16 protein-coding genes and 1 pseudogene are annotated in these 14,649 nt (G+C 67.6%); 5 read left to right on the top strand and 12 right to left on the bottom strand.

Annotated features, from left to right (window positions below; genetic code table 11):
- Positions 1-609, bottom strand: a complete 609-nt coding sequence (locus tag ACLJOO_RS18980; protein WP_410788493.1) for an anti-sigma factor family protein — start codon at positions 607-609, stop codon at positions 1-3.
- 95 nt (positions 610-704) lie between these two features.
- Between ACLJOO_RS18980 and ACLJOO_RS18975 the strand changes: the two are divergent.
- Positions 705-803: pseudogene (locus tag ACLJOO_RS18975) on the top strand (helix-turn-helix domain-containing protein); the annotation flags it as partial.
- A 24-nt stretch (positions 804-827) separates the two neighbouring features.
- Positions 828-1,172: a zinc ribbon domain-containing protein gene (locus ACLJOO_RS18970; protein ID WP_410788693.1), complete on the top strand. Its 345-nt coding sequence runs from the start codon at positions 828-830 to the stop codon at positions 1,170-1,172.
- 38 nt (positions 1,173-1,210) lie between these two features.
- On the opposite strand, the gene ACLJOO_RS18965 is transcribed toward ACLJOO_RS18970, so the two are convergent.
- Positions 1,211-1,711 carry a sigma-70 family RNA polymerase sigma factor gene (locus ACLJOO_RS18965; protein WP_327633215.1) on the bottom strand — a complete coding sequence of 167 codons (501 nt, stop codon included), beginning with the start codon at positions 1,709-1,711 and terminating at the stop codon, positions 1,211-1,213.
- An 86-nt stretch (positions 1,712-1,797) separates the two neighbouring features.
- On the opposite strand from ACLJOO_RS18965, the gene ACLJOO_RS18960 reads away from it, so the two are divergent.
- Positions 1,798-2,304 (top strand): hypothetical protein, encoded by a 507-nt coding sequence (locus ACLJOO_RS18960; RefSeq protein WP_410788492.1) that lies wholly within the window; start codon positions 1,798-1,800, stop codon positions 2,302-2,304.
- On the opposite strand, the gene ACLJOO_RS18955 is transcribed toward ACLJOO_RS18960, so the two are convergent.
- The 9 genes from ACLJOO_RS18955 to ACLJOO_RS18915 all read right to left on the bottom strand — a co-directional run bounded on the left by ACLJOO_RS18955 (position 2,298) and on the right by ACLJOO_RS18915 (position 11,595).
- A complete protein-coding gene (locus ACLJOO_RS18955; protein ID WP_410788491.1) occupies positions 2,298-4,328 on the bottom strand; it encodes a beta-galactosidase in 2,031 nt (676 codons plus the stop codon). The two genes, ACLJOO_RS18960 and ACLJOO_RS18955, sit on opposite strands and share 7 nt — an antisense overlap.
- Before the next feature lie 39 nt (positions 4,329-4,367).
- The gene (locus tag ACLJOO_RS18950; RefSeq protein ID WP_410788490.1) at positions 4,368-5,219 is read right to left on the bottom strand and encodes a carbohydrate ABC transporter permease; all 852 of its coding nucleotides are present in this window, start codon (positions 5,217-5,219) and stop codon (positions 4,368-4,370) included.
- Positions 5,216-6,157, bottom strand: a complete 942-nt coding sequence (locus tag ACLJOO_RS18945) for a carbohydrate ABC transporter permease (RefSeq protein WP_410788489.1) — start codon at positions 6,155-6,157, stop codon at positions 5,216-5,218. Before ACLJOO_RS18945 ends, ACLJOO_RS18950 begins: the two co-directional genes overlap by 4 nt.
- Positions 6,154-7,533, bottom strand: a complete 1,380-nt coding sequence (locus tag ACLJOO_RS18940) for an extracellular solute-binding protein (protein WP_410788488.1) — start codon at positions 7,531-7,533, stop codon at positions 6,154-6,156. Before ACLJOO_RS18940 ends, ACLJOO_RS18945 begins: the two co-directional genes overlap by 4 nt.
- A 93-nt stretch (positions 7,534-7,626) precedes the next feature.
- Positions 7,627-8,682, bottom strand: coding sequence for a LacI family DNA-binding transcriptional regulator (locus tag ACLJOO_RS18935; RefSeq protein ID WP_410788487.1), 1,056 nt, complete (start codon positions 8,680-8,682; stop codon positions 7,627-7,629).
- 119 nt (positions 8,683-8,801) lie between these two features.
- Complete coding sequence (locus ACLJOO_RS18930; protein ID WP_410788486.1) at positions 8,802-9,335, bottom strand: YbhB/YbcL family Raf kinase inhibitor-like protein; 534 nt, start codon at positions 9,333-9,335, stop codon at positions 8,802-8,804.
- Positions 9,336-9,354: 19 nt separating this feature from the next.
- Positions 9,355-10,632 (bottom strand): phosphodiester glycosidase family protein, encoded by a 1,278-nt coding sequence (locus ACLJOO_RS18925; protein ID WP_410788485.1) that lies wholly within the window; start codon positions 10,630-10,632, stop codon positions 9,355-9,357.
- A 76-nt stretch (positions 10,633-10,708) separates the two neighbouring features.
- On the bottom strand, positions 10,709-11,170 hold the full coding sequence (locus tag ACLJOO_RS18920; RefSeq protein WP_410788484.1) for a nitroreductase/quinone reductase family protein: 462 nt from the start codon (positions 11,168-11,170) through the stop codon (positions 10,709-10,711).
- Entirely contained in the window at positions 11,167-11,595 is a 429-nt protein-coding gene (locus ACLJOO_RS18915; RefSeq protein WP_410788483.1) for a PPOX class F420-dependent oxidoreductase, read from the bottom strand. Before ACLJOO_RS18915 ends, ACLJOO_RS18920 begins: the two co-directional genes overlap by 4 nt.
- Positions 11,596-11,672: 77 nt before the next feature.
- Between ACLJOO_RS18915 and ACLJOO_RS18910 the strand changes: the two genes are divergently transcribed.
- A complete protein-coding gene (locus tag ACLJOO_RS18910; protein ID WP_410788482.1) occupies positions 11,673-12,185 on the top strand; it encodes a MarR family winged helix-turn-helix transcriptional regulator in 513 nt (170 codons plus the stop codon).
- A gap of 71 nt (positions 12,186-12,256) precedes the next feature.
- Positions 12,257-13,183, top strand: coding sequence for an AEC family transporter (locus tag ACLJOO_RS18905; protein WP_410788481.1), 927 nt, complete (start codon positions 12,257-12,259; stop codon positions 13,181-13,183).
- Positions 13,184-13,195: 12 nt separating this feature from the next.
- On the opposite strand, the gene ACLJOO_RS18900 is transcribed toward ACLJOO_RS18905, so the two are convergent.
- Positions 13,196-14,644, bottom strand: coding sequence for an ATP-binding protein (locus ACLJOO_RS18900; protein ID WP_410788480.1), 1,449 nt, complete (start codon positions 14,642-14,644; stop codon positions 13,196-13,198).
- Positions 14,645-14,649 lie beyond the last annotated feature (5 nt).

Below are 14,649 nucleotides of genomic sequence, written 5' to 3'. Positions count from 1 at the left end.
TCAGTGCGTTGTGGGGGACACCGTGCTCAGTACGGTGTCCCCTGCGTCGACCACTTCGAGGTGGTCGATGTCGCCTAGCGGGATCGACGTACTAGCGGGGATCTGTGCGTGGTAGCTGCCGTTCGCTGCCCACCAACCGGCTGTCTCTACGGTTCCGTTGCGGCCGTGGACGACGAGCATGCAGTGCTCGTACGGCTGCAGGTCGGTCAGCCGGAGCTGGATGTCCGTACCCCAGCCACGGCTGACCAGCTTGGCGGTCGTGTCGAGGCCACCGACCCCGTCCGTCGCTGTCCACGTCGCTGACGCCGGCGCCGGCGCGGACAGCAGGCCCCAGCTAGCGACACCAGCTATCGCTGCCGCTGCTGCCGCGGCCAGCACCCACCGCGGCCGCCTTTTCCTGCTCAGCTGAAGCGGCGCCGGCTCCGGCTGCTCCACTTCGATGTCCTCGACCGGTACGGCGTGCAGTAGCCCCGGCAGATGCGCGAACTGCAGCAACGTCTCGCGGCACGCCGTACAGGTCACGACGTGCTCCTCGACCGCGCGACGCTCGGACGCCTCCAGTGCACCGAGCACATAGGCGCCGACCGACATCGTCTCCGGGCACGTCATCGAAGTAGTTGCGGCGATACCCCGTCCCTCTGGGCGGGGAGGACCAGCAACTCCCTCCCTTCACATCTCAGGGACTGTCGGTCCCGGTTGGTTGAATGAGTGGCGTGTCCCGTTACCGTCTGGCCCCGACTCCGGAGCAGGAAGCGGCGTTGCTGGGGCACTGCGCACACGCCAGATGCATCTGGAACCTGGCTCTTGAGCAGTGGGGGATGTGGTCGGTGGGACGGAGGAGTCGCCCACCGCGCTACGTCGAGCAGGCGCGGCAGTTGACCGAGGCCCGTGCGGACAACGAGTGGTTGCGGGCCGGGTCGCAGACCGTCCAGCAGCAGGCGTTGCGTGACCGCCGCGCCAAGACCAGGGCCGCGATCGCCCGGCTGAACGCAAGGGAGAGGGACCGGCGCGAGAGCCAAGCCGTCTTCCGTTGCCGGTCCTGCAGTTACAGCGCGAACGCCGACGTGAACGCTGCTGTCAACATCGCGGCCGGACGGGCCGTGAACGCACGTGGAGCTCCTGACGTGCTGGGCGCCGAGAAGCGTGAACTTCAACTCCCTACCTCCGCGTAGTTGGGTTGGAATCCCCACCATTTATGGCGGGGAGGACGTCAAGAGCCGGTCACCCCTCGTTCCTCCAAGGCAGCGCGCAACGCGTGCAGTGCGTAGTAGCTGCGCGACTTCACCGTTCCCGGCGGTACGCCGAGGACGACGGCCGCCTCGTTGACGGTGCGGCGGCGGTAGAACAGCTCGACGATCACCTGCCGGTGGTCCGTGCTCAGACCCCGCAGTACGTCGATCACCTGCCAGACCTGCAGCACGCGGTCGATGTCGTCGGTAAGGGCCGGGAACTCGCGGTCCTCGATCGGTACCTCCGTCACCCGCGCGCTCTGCCGACGGCGGCCGGAGATCACCAGGTTGCGGGCGACCGTGAACAGCCAGCGCCCGGCCCGGTCCGGGTCCAGGTCGGCCGCATGCGTCCAGGCGCGCGCCATCGTCTCCTGCACGATGTCCTCGGCGTACTGCCGGTCGCCCACGGAACGCAGCACGTACCCGAACAACGGCCGCCGGTACTTGTCGTACAGCGCGCGGATCACCGTGTCGTCATCCACACTCTGGAACTACGCAGTACGGCGGTAAAAGGTTCAACTGAACCGCCGGGCCGGATCTCGCGTAGTCAATAGCGAGAGGAGATTCGATGAAGACGACAATCTTGTTGCTAGGAGCAACGGTGGCGGCGCTCGGCGCGCTGACCGCCTGCGGTGACGACGCCCGGCCCGCCGGTGACGCCGGTGGCGCTGCGGCGGCCGCGGTGTCGGTCAAGGACGTCAGCGGCGTCGGCCAGACGCTGGTCGACGCCTCCGGGAAGACGCTGTACTTCGCCGACCAGGAAGCCGGCGGCACGATCAAGTGCATCGACAGCTGCCTGAGCTTCTGGATGCCCGCCACCGGGTCCGACGCCGACGCGAAGTCGGTGTCCGGCCTGGCCACCATGAAACGCTCCGACACCGGCGCGGACCAACTCACCTTCCAGGGCAAGCCGCTCTACACCTTCAAACTCGACACCGCCGCGGGTGAGGCCAAGGGCAACAACCTCGCCGATGCTTTCTCCGGCATAGATTTCACCTGGCACGCCGCAACCACCACAGCCGCCGCCCCTACCCAGGCTCCTTCGTCGTCGGACGGCGGCAACTACGGCTACTGAACGAGCAGCACGCGGACGTCCCACGGCCCAAGGTGGAGCTTGTCCCCGGGCGAGCTGTCGGCCAGTACGTCGTAGACCGGGTCCGGCAGATCGATGCTCACGCTGTCCCACGACCAGTTGTGCACGAACCGGAGCTGGCGTCCGTCCGTGGCCGTAGCGGACGTGACCGTCACGCTGCTCGGTAGGTCCTGCCAACGGCTTGGCTTGATCCACCGGAGCAGGGCGGTCGCCAACGGCGCGTTGGGGACGGTGCCGACGTAGGTGATACGGCCGTCACCGTGGGCACGCGTGGTGATCGCCGGCCATCGACCGAAGTGCGGGTGCTCATAGCTCGCCAGCACGTCGGCACCGTCGACCTGGATGCCGTCGACCCACCGGGTCGCGGCCGCGTCGTCACCGAGCTTCAGGGTTGCTGACCGGACCGGCAGCTCCGCGCCGACGTTACTGTACTCGTCGTACCGGACACCGGCCGCGTCAGCGAGCCCGGCCGGCATCGTCGCCGTACGAGCCCGCGCCTCGTGGTCCGCATAACCAGTCCGGGGACCGACGACCAGATGACCGCCGGCCGCAGCGTAGGCCAGCAGACGGCTCAGCAGTTCGTCGTCCGCAAGGTACAGCCCTGGTACGACGAGCACTGGGTGCTCGCCGACCGAGCCGGTGAACTGACTGACGTGCAGGATGCGTACCTGCAGCCCGGCGTCGAAAGCTCCACGGTAGAAGGGATCGAAGAGGCCGTGGTACGACTGGTAGTCCGGGCTGCCGTCCTCGTGCGAGAGCGGCGGGTACTTCTCCATGAGCCACTTGCTCGGCAGCGAGTAGAGCATCGTCACGTCGCTGTCCGGCGTGAGACCTGTCACCAGTGACCCGGCGGTCTCCAGTTCCGCACCGAGACGGGCGATCTCGCGGTAGGTCCGGCCCGGCAGTCCGTTGTGCGGCAGCACTCCACCCCAGTAGGTCTCGGCGCCGAAGTGCAGGGTGTGCCAGTGCCAGTACTCGATCATCGTGGCTCCACGCGAGACGAGCGCCCAGGCGGCTTGGCGCCACTGGCCGTCGTACGCGGGCCGGTTGTCCCACGGATAGCCGATGGACTGCGCGTTCGTCTCGGTGACGAGGAACGGCCGTTGCTGCGACGAGTACATGCGGTCCGCGCTTTGGTACAGCGCCCACGTGCCGTTGGTGGTCCAGCTCTGCGATGCCTGTCCGGTCTGTGGATGGAGCAGGCCGTCCTGCATCGCGTAGTACGGGTTGCCGGCCGTCACGTCGAGACGCCGTACCAGCTCGTCGTCGGCCGCCGCGGGGCGCCCGTACGAGATGCAGGTGGTGACGAACTGGTCCGGGCGCGCGTACTCGCGGACGATGTCGGCCTGCCACCCGATGAAGTCGGTGGTCTGCTCGGCCTGGAACTTCCGCCACGCGACGTCGTACTGCGGCTGCACGTTGCCGTCCGGCGTCCACAGGTCCGCCCAGTCCGACAGGCGATGGGACCAGTACACCAGGCCCCAGGCATCGTTGAGCGTCTGTACGTCGCCGTACGTGTGCCGCAGGCTGTCCACGAACCGCTGGAACACCCCGTGATTGTGGAGAAGCTCGTTCCCCGGCTCGTTGTCGACCTGGAACCCGATCACGGCCGGGTGATCGGCGTACCGCTCCACGATCTTGCGGATCACCCGCTCGGCGTGGAAGCGGAAGCCGGGGTGAGTGAAGTCCACCTCCTGCCGCGCGCCCCACCCGATCCGCTGACCCGTCTTACGCTCGCCGGTGATCTCCGGGTACAGCCGGGCCAGCCACGGCGGGACGGCGTACGTCGGGGTGCCGAGCAGCACCGCGATACCGCGGGAGTGCGCGCCGTCGAGAACGGGCTGCAGCCAGTCCAGGTCGAACCGCCCGTTCTCCGGCTCCCACGTCGACCACACCGACTCGCCCACGCGGATCACCGAGAATCGCGCCTCGGCCATCAGGTCGAGATCGAGCTCGAGCCGGTCGTTGGGTTGATATTCGTGATAGTACGCAGCTCCGAAAAGCACACGTTCGTGCACAGTAGTTTCTCCAAGCTCAGAAGGGAATCAGGCTTTGATGCCGCCGGAGGCCAGCCCCGACTGCCAGTACCGCTGCAGCAGCAGGAACGCAGCGATCAGTGGGATCACCGACAGGAACGAACCGGTGATCACCAGGGACAGCACGGCACCGGTCGTCCCGCCGCCGGCGCCGGCCTGAGACGACCACTGCGCGAGCCCAACCGTGACCGGGTACAGGTCGGGGTTGTTGAGCATGATGAGCGGCAGGAAGTAGTTGTTCCAGGTCGCGACCAGCGTGAACAGCACCACCGTGACGATGCCCGGGGCAAGCATCCGGGCCGCGACCTGGAAGAAGATCCGGAACTCACCCGCGCCGTCGATCCGGGCGGCCTCGATGATCCCGTCCGGAACCGCGTCCTGGGCATAGATGCGCATCAGGAACAGGCCGAACGGGCTGACCAGTGACGGCAGGATGATGGCCCACGGCGTGTTCACCAGCCCCGCCTTGCTGAACAGCAGGTACGTCGGGATCGCGAGGGCCGTGGTCGGCACCATGATCGCACCGAGCACGAGCCCGGACATCGCGGCGTTCCCCCGGAACCGGTACTTGGCGAAGCCGTACCCGGCGAGCGCACACAGGAACGCCGCCCCGCCCGCGCTGACCACCGAGTAGAAGACGGTGTTGGCCATCCAGCGGGAAAACACCCAATCGCCGTTCGTCACGGTGGCGCGGATGTTGGACCACAGCGAGAAGTCGTCGGCGAACCACAGGCCGAAGCTCGAGAACAAATTGCCCACTGTCTTGGTCGAGGCCACGAACAACCAGAACAACGGCAGCAGGAAGTAGATCAGCAATGCCACCATGCAGATGGTCAGCACGCTGCTGCGGCGTTCTCTCATGACCGGCTCCTTCGGGTCGTGACGAACAGAACGGCGTACGACACGACGACGATGACGGCGCCGAGCAGGAACGACACCGTCGCGGCGTAGTTCACCTCCTGACCCGTGAAGGCCAGGGTGTACCCGTAGAGATTCGGTGTGTAGCCGCCGTCGATGACGCTGGGCGCGAGCCGCTGCATCAGCTGTGGCTCGCTGAACAGCTGGAAGCTGCCGATGACCGAGAAGATCACGCAGACCAGCAGGGCCGGCCGGAGCGCCGGGATCTTGATGCTCCACGCCGTCCGGATCGCCCCGGCGCCGTCCACCGCGGCGGCCTCGTACAGATCGTGCGGCACGGCCCGCAGAGCGGCGTACAGGATGATCATGTTGTAGCCGGTGAACTCCCAGGTGACGATGTTCGCGATGGAACCGAGCATCCAGTCGCTGCTGAGGAACTTCGGCGGCGACATGCTCAGCTTGTCGGCCAGTTGGGCGAACAGACCGAAGTCCTGGCCGTAGAGGTAGCCCCACATCAGGGTGGCGACCACGGCCGGGACGGCGTACGGCAGGAAGATGCCGAGCCGGAAGCCCTTCGCCACCCGGAGCAGCCCGCTGTCGATGGCCAGCGCCGCGAACAACGCGATCGCGAGCATGATCGGCACCTGGATCAGGAAGAACAGCCCGACCCGGCCGACTCCGTCCAGCAACCGCGGATCCGTGAGCGCCCGGGTGTAGTTGCCGAGCCCCGCGAACACGGTGCCGCCGATCAGCCGCTCCTGGAACAGGCTCAGGTACGCCGCGTACGCCAGCGGCAACACCAGCAGGCCCAGGAAGACCAGCATGAACGGCGCGACGAAGAGGTAGCCGGTACGGGCGTGGCTCACGCCACGGGCGCGCCGGCGTACCTCGGCTCGGCTCGGCGCCCGCGCGCCGAGCCGATCGGTCGTGTTGACGCTCATTGCCCGACCTTGAAGCCCTGGTTCTTCGCGTACTTCGTGGTCCGGTCCTGCCACTGGTCGAGTGCGGCGCTGGTGTCGCTCTTGTTCGCGAACGACTTGCCGACGGTCTCGCCCCAGTCGCTGTAGGCCTGGTCGAGGAACGGCGGCCACTGGAACTTCGTGTCCACGGTGTCGCTGATCCCGGCGAACAGCTTGTTCACCGTCTGGCCGCCGTAGAAGGGCAGCGGGCGGTCGACGAACGAGCTGTCGGCCAGCAGGGACTTCGTCACCGGGAAGAGGAACTGCTGGGTCGCGAACATCTTCGTCGACTCGGGATCGGTGTTGATGAACTCGGCCAGCTTCGCCGCCGCGATCGGGTTCTTCGTCCCCTGCACGACCGCGGTCGTGGAGCCGCCCCAGTTGCCGGAGACGTTCTTGCCCGCCTCCCACTGCGGTAGCGGTGCCGCGCGCCACTTGCCGCTGGTCGCTTTCGCGCTGCCTTCGAGGAAGACCGGGCCCCAGGCCGCGGTGATCCAGGTGGCGTACTTGCCGCGGTTCAGCGCCTGGTACCACTGGTCGTTGAAGTCGGCGTCGGTCGAGACCGAGCCGTCCTTGATCAGTCCGCTCCAGTAGTCGGCGACCTTCTTGGACTCCGCGCCGTTCAGATCGACCTTGACCGAGTCGGCACCGGTGTTCTCGAACGGCTTCACGCCTGCCTGCCAGAGCAGGCCGAACCACACGCCGGCCTGGCTCTGCGCGAGGTTCGTCAGGTAGACCTTCGGATCCGCGGCGTGCAACTTGCGGGCCGCCGCGGCGAACTCGTCCCACGTCTTGGGTACGGCGATGCCGTACTTGTCGAAGATGTCCTTGCGGTACAGCATCCCCATCGGTCCGCTGTCCTGCGGGATCGCCCAGACCTCGCCGTTGGAGCCGACCACCTGCTGCCAGGTCCACCCGACGAACTTGTCCTTCAGCGCCTCGGCGCCGTACGGGCGCAGGTCCATCAGGCTCTTGGTGAGCGAGAACGTCGGGATGTACTGGAACTCGATCTGAACGGCGTCCGGGAAGCCGGCCTTGGCCTTCAGGGCCGTGCGCAGCTTGGTGTACTGCGGTCCGCCCTGACCGGCGTTGACCACCTTCACCTTGATCGCGGGGTACTTCTTCTGGAACAGGTCGACTTCCTTCCGGATGTTCGGCACCCAGGTCCAGAAGGTCAGCTCGGTGGGTGTGGACATGGCCTTGTCGATGTCGGCCTGGCTGACGGTCTTGGCCGCGGGCTGGCCGCTGGAGCTGTCACCGCCACCGCCGCAGGCGGCCAGGGCGAGACTGCCGCTCAGGACGAGCGCTGCGGCTAGCGCGACTCGGCGCCGCAGGGATGTGCGTTGGAAACGGAACACGTGGAACAACTCCTTGGGATCTGAGCAGACTTCACCCGGGATCGCGGCCTCGGCCGGCCGGTGCGGACCGCCCATCAGGGCGGACGTGTGCGTTCAGCGGTGCCGCTCGGGTGGAGCGGCGGTGGAGTGGCGGATGACCAGCCGAAGCGATGGTCGCTCCGGCGCGGGAGACCGATCGCCGGTAGGTGATTCGATCTCCTTGACGAGGTTCGCGATCCCGCGGGCGACATGGAGGTCGAAGTCCTGAGGGACGGTGGTCAGCGGGGGAGTCAGGAACGCCGCCGTCGGAATGTCGTCGAATCCGACGATGCTGACGTCGTCGGGGACCGATCGGCCCGCCTCGGTCAGCGCGCGCAGGACGCCGATGGCCATGTCGTCGTTGGCGACGAAGATCGCGGTGACGTCATCGTCGGCTGCCAGCTGCTGACCAGCCGTGTAGCCGGACGCGGGGAGCCAATCGCCTTCCAGTACAGGTGGTTCCGGGGCACCGGCATCGGCGAGGGCCTGTCTCCAACCGGCCATCCGTTCCCGGGCGGCCCACCAGCGATGCGGGCCGGCGACGTGCCAGACCGTCCGGTGCCCGAGACCGAGCAGATGCTCGGTCGCGGTCCGGCCGGCCTCCACGTTGTCGCCGCCGGTGTCCAGGCTCGGCTTCGCGGTGAGACCTGGGAGCCGGCCGAAACTCAGCACCGGGAGGTCGACGTCGATCGGGCGGGCGTCGCTGCCCTCGTCGATCGGTTCGGACAGGATGATGCCGTCCACCCCCTGCACGAGGAGGTGCTCGATCGCGTCGGCGACCGTGTCGCCTTCGAGGGTGTTGACGATGCTGACCGAGTAGCCGGTGGTGCGGAGGGCGCGTTCGATCGCCACCAACTGCGTCGCCGGACCGAAGAGCGCCGTACCGAGACAGACGACCCCGATCCGTTGCGTGCGGCCGGAGTTCAGCGCTCGCGCGGCGTCGTTGCGGCGGTACCCGAGCTCCCGCATCGCGGCCTGGACCCGGAGCCGGACCTCCTCCTTGACGTACGGCTCGCCGTTGATGACCCGGGACACCGTCTTCTGCGACACACCGGCCAGCCGGGCGACGTCCGTACTCCCGGGACGACGGCGCGCCCGACCATCCTCGGAGCTCCGTTTCGCCACGGTCATCGGGCCTCATCTCGGGATGTTTCTGCCCTGCTTCTGACGGTTTCTGACTACGCAGTCAGATTCTGTCTACGTAGTCAGAACGTCAATGGCTCGTCCCGTGTGACTTGAGTCACACAAGCTCAGCGGGAGTACAGGGCGGTGATCCGGCCGCGGGCGATGGTCTTGGCATCGATCGCCTTCAGTGCTTCGTCGAGGCCGGCGCCGTCGAAGAGGCCGGTCGGCCCGGACAGCGCGTAGACGGTGAAGCGGTAGTGGTGCGTGCCGCTCGGCGGGCAGGGCCCGTAGTACCCGTTCTTGCCGCCGGAGTTCTTCGCTTGTTTCACGCCTGGCAGCACGCCGCCTTCCGTCAGCTGTGCGGGGGCCGGCTCGAGGTCCAGCAGGATCCAGTGCGTGAAAGTGCCGCGGGGTGCGTCGGGATCGTCGACGACCACGGCCAGAGCTCTGGCGTTCGCGGGGATGTCTGTCCAGGCGAGCGGCGGCGGCACGCCTTCGCCGTCGCACGTGTACTTGCGCGGGATCGCCTCACCGTCGCGGAACGCCGTACTGGTGACTGTGATGCTGTCCGGTGCGGTCACGGCCGGCTCCTTCCCCGACTGATCGCCGCCGCAGGCTGCCGTGCTCACCAGCACGGCAGCCCACAGCAGCAGTCGCATACTTCAACGTACTACCGGATCACCGGCCCGGGACGAAGACGACTGCGTCGCCGACTGCGCGTTCGGCGCCGCCGGTGTTGCTGGGGTGGTTGACGACGGTGCCGTCGCCGAGGGCCATCGCGGTGGAGCCGCCGCCGTCGAGGTTGAGGGCGTCGGACAGGCCGAGCGCCTTGGCGACGGCGGCGGTCTCGTCCATCGTCGTGCCGACGCTCGTGGTCTGACGGCCGTCGATGGTGGCGAGGACGATCTTGCCGCCGCGGGTCGTGCCGGCGATGGTGCGCGGGTTGCGGTCGAAGAAGCTGCCGGTGCCGTCCGGTACGACGATTTCGCCGTTCTTCGTCAGCTGGTAGCGACCGGTCACGCCGTACAGGCCGCTGCGCAACGGGACCTTGCGGCCGTTCTCGTCCGATACCGCGAGGTCCGTGCGCAGGCAGCCCTTCGCCAGCTTGAGGAGCGCGACGGTGTCCTGACCGGTCGCCTGCAACGAGGTCTGGCTCGGGCTGAGCGCCGTACCGCGCGTGGTCGACGTACGGACGACACAACCGCGGCGGTCGAGGACGACCTCGACGCCGGCGCCGGCCGGAGTCGCGGCGGCGAACTCGGGCGTGAATCGGACGACGTCACCCGGCACCGTGCACGTGGTCTGGTCGGCGAGCGTCGCGCAGGCGGTCGGGATCACCGGCGGGTGGTTGAGGAACTCGAGCGGGAGCTCGGCGCCGGTGAAGCGGTTGTGCACGGCGCCGGTCCAGCGCAGGTGGCCGGTGACCACTCTGTTGCTCTTGGCATCGATCACGAGGTTGGCCTCGGTCGGGTCGGCGAGCGGCTCGCTGAGCAGCTTGCCGTCGAAGAGGCCGAGCCCGACCGGGTCGCCCGGGTACTGCGGGTTCGCGGTGAAGGTGAAGAACGACGCGTTCACGCCGGCCAGCGCACCGGACGACTTCACCAGGTCCGAGGTCTTCTCGACGCGGGCCAGGTCCGGGCCGTACGTCGCCTTCAGGTGGCCGTCGGCGGTCCGCGGGTCGATCGTGAGCACGTTGACGACCCACGGACCGCGCGGCGTGGTGTTGATCTGGTCGGCCGGCGCCGGGTCGGTGCCGCGGACGATCCGGGTCAGCGTGACGCCGCGCGCCAGCGTCTGGACGGTCCGGGTCTCGGCCAGGTCGGCGTCCCCGATCGGCAGGCCCTGCACTTGTTCGCGCGCCGGTGCGGCGCCGGCGGTCGACAACCCGGTCGCCAGGACGCCGAACACCGCGGCCGTGCCGAGGGCGGCCTTGAACACTCGAGCGGAAGTAGTCATACCGCCCATCCTCGGAGCAGGCGGTGGAATCTTTCTAGACCTCGCTCTGACTTGTCAGCATCTTCCAGGTGACAGTTCAGCTCCGCTCTACCAGCCGGATCACCGGCAGCTCACGGTCGGTCTTCACCTGGTACTCCGCGAACCGCGGGGATGCCGTGGTGATCAGCTTCCACGCCTCGTCCCGCTCCGGTCCGTGCAACTGCTCCGCGCGGACGTCGATCGTCCGGCCGTCGAGGTCGATCCGAACCTTGTCGGGATTGGCCGCGAGGTTGTAGTACCAGGCCGGGTTGCCAGGCGCGCCGGCCGCGGAAGCGACGATCAACCGGCTGCCGTCGGGCGCCGCGAACCAGCCGACCGGGGTCGTCCGCTCCACGCCGGACTTCCGCCCGACCGTCCGCAGTACGAGCGCGTCGAAGCCCATGAACTTGCCGCCGCCGCGCCGCCCGATCCGTCGGGCCATCAAGGTGTTCATCCAGCGCAGCAGGCGGCCTTTCGGCTGCCGGGCGCCGCGGGTCCCGGCCCGGGTGTCGAAGCTCATCGGCTCGTCACCGCCTCGCGCGCGTGCACGGTGCGCGTCGTGGAGACCTTCGCGTCGTGAGTGAACGGGCGGCCTTCGAGGTTGAAGCTCCAGGACACGGTCGGCGTGATCCGCAGGTACGCCGACGTACCGAACTGGCCGTCGCGTTCGACGAGTTCCGCCTCGCCGTAGATCCGCAGGTAGCGCGGGACCCATGGGCGCGTGGACACGAGGTCGTCGACGACGAACGCCACCTTGGTCTGCCCGTCGTGGACGTTGCGGTACTTGCGGGTGCGGACCGGGTCGACCCCGCCGATGTACAGGTGCGTCCCGTCGTACTCGAAACCGACCGGGACGGCGTCCGGCTGACCGTCGCCCGCGACGGTGGCGAGGCGGCCCAGGGGCTGGGACCGCAGATAGGCGATCTCCGCTGCGCTGAACGACATCGGATCTCCTCTGCTCGATAGTTAATGGCATTTATAGTATGCGATGTTAACTATACAGGCCATGTACCGTGAACAGGGTGAGCGAGACGGAGACGACCCCGGAACGCGCTCGCTTCCGCGGCGGGCGGTTCGCGCACGTCCACGGTGCCGGCGTGGACCCAGCGGAGCTGGATGCCGGTGCCGGACTGCTGCAGGTCAGCGGAATGGTTCAGGGCCTCTACGCGGGCATCTCCGAGCGGCACGACCTGACACCTGTCCAGGCGAAGCTGCTGTGCGTCCTGCTCGACGGACCCAGGGGTATGGCGGAGCTCGCGCAGTGCTTCGGGGTCGAGAAGGCGGCGCTCACCGGTCTGATGGACCGCGCAGAGAAGCGCGGCCTCGCCGAGCGCTCACCGGTCCCTGGCGATCGGCGCGCCGTGCAGGTCACGTTGACCGACTCCGGTCGCCGCGCCGCAATCGCCTTCCACGCCGACGTCGGCGAGGCCCTGAACGAGCTGATCGGGCACCTCAGCGATGCCGATCGGGAACACTTCCGGGCAGTCATCGCCGGCATCATCACCAGGTGCCGCACGTCACCATCCAGCTCCTGAGCATCGCAGCGTCACGGACAGCGCTTTCCCCTACGATCGATGGCGTGTCCACCCCGCTGAGTAGCTGACATATGTCCGCCGTCGTCGGTGCCTTCGGCGCACTGGTCGCTGTGGCCGTGCTCGGGTACGTCGTCGGCGTCTTCGGCGTACTGAAGAAGCAGGACGAACTCGTCCTGTCCCGGCTGGCGTTCTTCGTGGCGACCCCGGCACTGTTGTTCACTACCGTCGCGCGCGCGGACCTGCGGGCGATCTTCTCGGTGGTGCTCGTCACCAACCTGGTCAGCCTGTTCGTGGTGCAGGCGCTGTTCCTGTTGATCGCCGCGGTGATCTGGCGGCGGACACGGTCCCAGGCAACGATCGGTGTGCTCGCGTCGTCGTACGTGAACGCGGGCAATCTCGGCGTACCGGTGGCGGCGTACGTGCTGGGCGACGGTGCGTTGGTGGCGCCAATCGTGTTGTTCCAGGTGCTGATCATGGCGCCGGTCGCGTTCGCCGTACTGGACGGTGACCGGCAGGGGAGCGGTCGGCGGGTGTCGCTGCGGACCGTGGCCACCCGGCCGTTCCGCAACCCGTTGACGGTGGCGTCGCTGCTCGGACTGCTGGTGTCGGTGCTCGGCGTGCGGTTGCCAGACGTGGTGATGCGGCCGATCGACCTGGTCGCGGCGGCGGCGGTCCCGGTCGCACTGGTGGCGTACGGCCTCAGCTTGAGTGCGGGCACCAAGGACTCGATCACCGTACGGCGGGACGTCTTACTAGCCGTTGCACTGAAAACCGTCGTACAACCACTGGCGGCCTACGCGATCGCCCGCTGGGCCCTGGACCTACACGGCACGGCCCTACTAGCCCCAACCCTCCTAGCCGCCCTACCCACAGCCCAAAACGTCTACGTCTACGCCGTCCACTACCGAGCCAGCCGAACCCTAGCCCGCAGCGCAGTCCTCCTCAGCACCCTGCTCTCAATCCCCGTCATGATCCTCATAGCCGGCCTACTCACCTGAAGGGTCCCGCGACTAGCGCCAAGCAGTCACGAGCTGTTCAGGACCCACGGCCTGCACCCCGTCCACCGCAACGCCCGCACGGGCGACAGCGACCATCGGTGTGGTGTCATCGGCGCCCGGAAGCTGCGACCTGTGAAGAAGTAGGCGGCCGAGGTCGTGTACGTCGAATGCCTTCCTCTCCAGCCACTTGATCGACCCCACGGCTAAGATTCTCGTCGCTGTCGGGCCGCGGTCCGCGGCCACCAGGTCGATCTCGGGGTCGTTCGTCCTTGTCCAGTACCCGCCGACCGCGCCTGTGCCGTCGGGGAGTCCGCCGTCGCGGAGACGGAAGAGTGACTCGCGAACCACAGGTTCGATTGCGCGACCGCGCCACGATGGCCAGGACTTCCGGATACGAGCCAAAGTGAGGTCTCCACGCCCACGGTCGACTTCGGCGAGGTATGGGCCCAGAAACGCGAGCCAGAACCGTAGGTGCGGGTCGGCGATGTAGTAGCGGGTCTCTTTGGAAGGACGAGTGGACAACGGTGTCGCCGCCTCGACGATCCGCTTGGCGCCAAGTAGGTGGAGCGCCCGGTTGAGGGTGCTCGCAGCCAGGCCTCCTGCGGCCCGGCCGATGAGTGTATGCGTGCGTTCGCCCGAACCGATGGCCGAGAGAACCAGCCGGGCCTGTGCATCGGCAGGGAATTCGGCCGCCAGGGAGCGTTCCCCGCTGACGATCAGTGCGGAGGTCGGATCGGCAACCGCCTCCGCTAAGTAGTCGAAGGTGCTGCCGCCCGCGGGCCAGTTCTCGAGCACCAGTGGTAAGCCTCCCGAGACGAGGTAGGCGTCGAACGCCTCGGGCGCTTCGAGGCCGAGCATGTCGGCGACATCAGCAGGGTTCAGCGGCGGCACCAGCAGTTCCGTGCCGCGCTGGTGGAACGGACGGTCGTACTGGTTCAGGCGCTCCATCATCGCGAGATCCGACCCCACGCAGAGGAGCAGTACCGGCCTTCGGGAGAGCTCCCGGTCGTAGACCTTCTGGAGAGTGCCCTCGAACCCGGGGTCGTTGGCGATCAGGTATGGCATTTCGTCTATGACAACGATGCTGGGCTGGTCAGCTGGCAGAGCCGCCGACAGCAGTTGCAATGCGGCATCCCAGTCTTGTGGCGTTTGGCCGGCGAAGAGCGCCGCCTCTGGCAGCGTCGAGGTGGCTCCTGCCTCGACAAAAAGCCGCAGGTCGGTGGCTGTGTTCGATTGCGCTGATGCCGTGAAAAAGAGGCTTGGTAGTCCTGAGCGCTCGATGAATTCTTCGACGAGGCGTGACTTCCCCACCCTCCGCCGGCCACGGATGAGCGCTGCCCTGCCCGGACGCCCTGTCCGTCCACGGTGCTCAACACGTTGTAGGAGCCGGCTGAGCGCGTCGAGTTCGCGAGCTCGGCCGTAGAAGTGATCCATCGCGTCCTTTCCCAGATACAACCACACGCGGT

This window comes from Kribbella sp. C-35 (genome assembly GCF_046549195.1).
Taxonomy (GTDB): Bacteria; Actinomycetota; Actinomycetes; order Propionibacteriales; family Kribbellaceae; genus Kribbella.
This window is presented reverse-complemented; position numbering and strand designations above follow the sequence as displayed.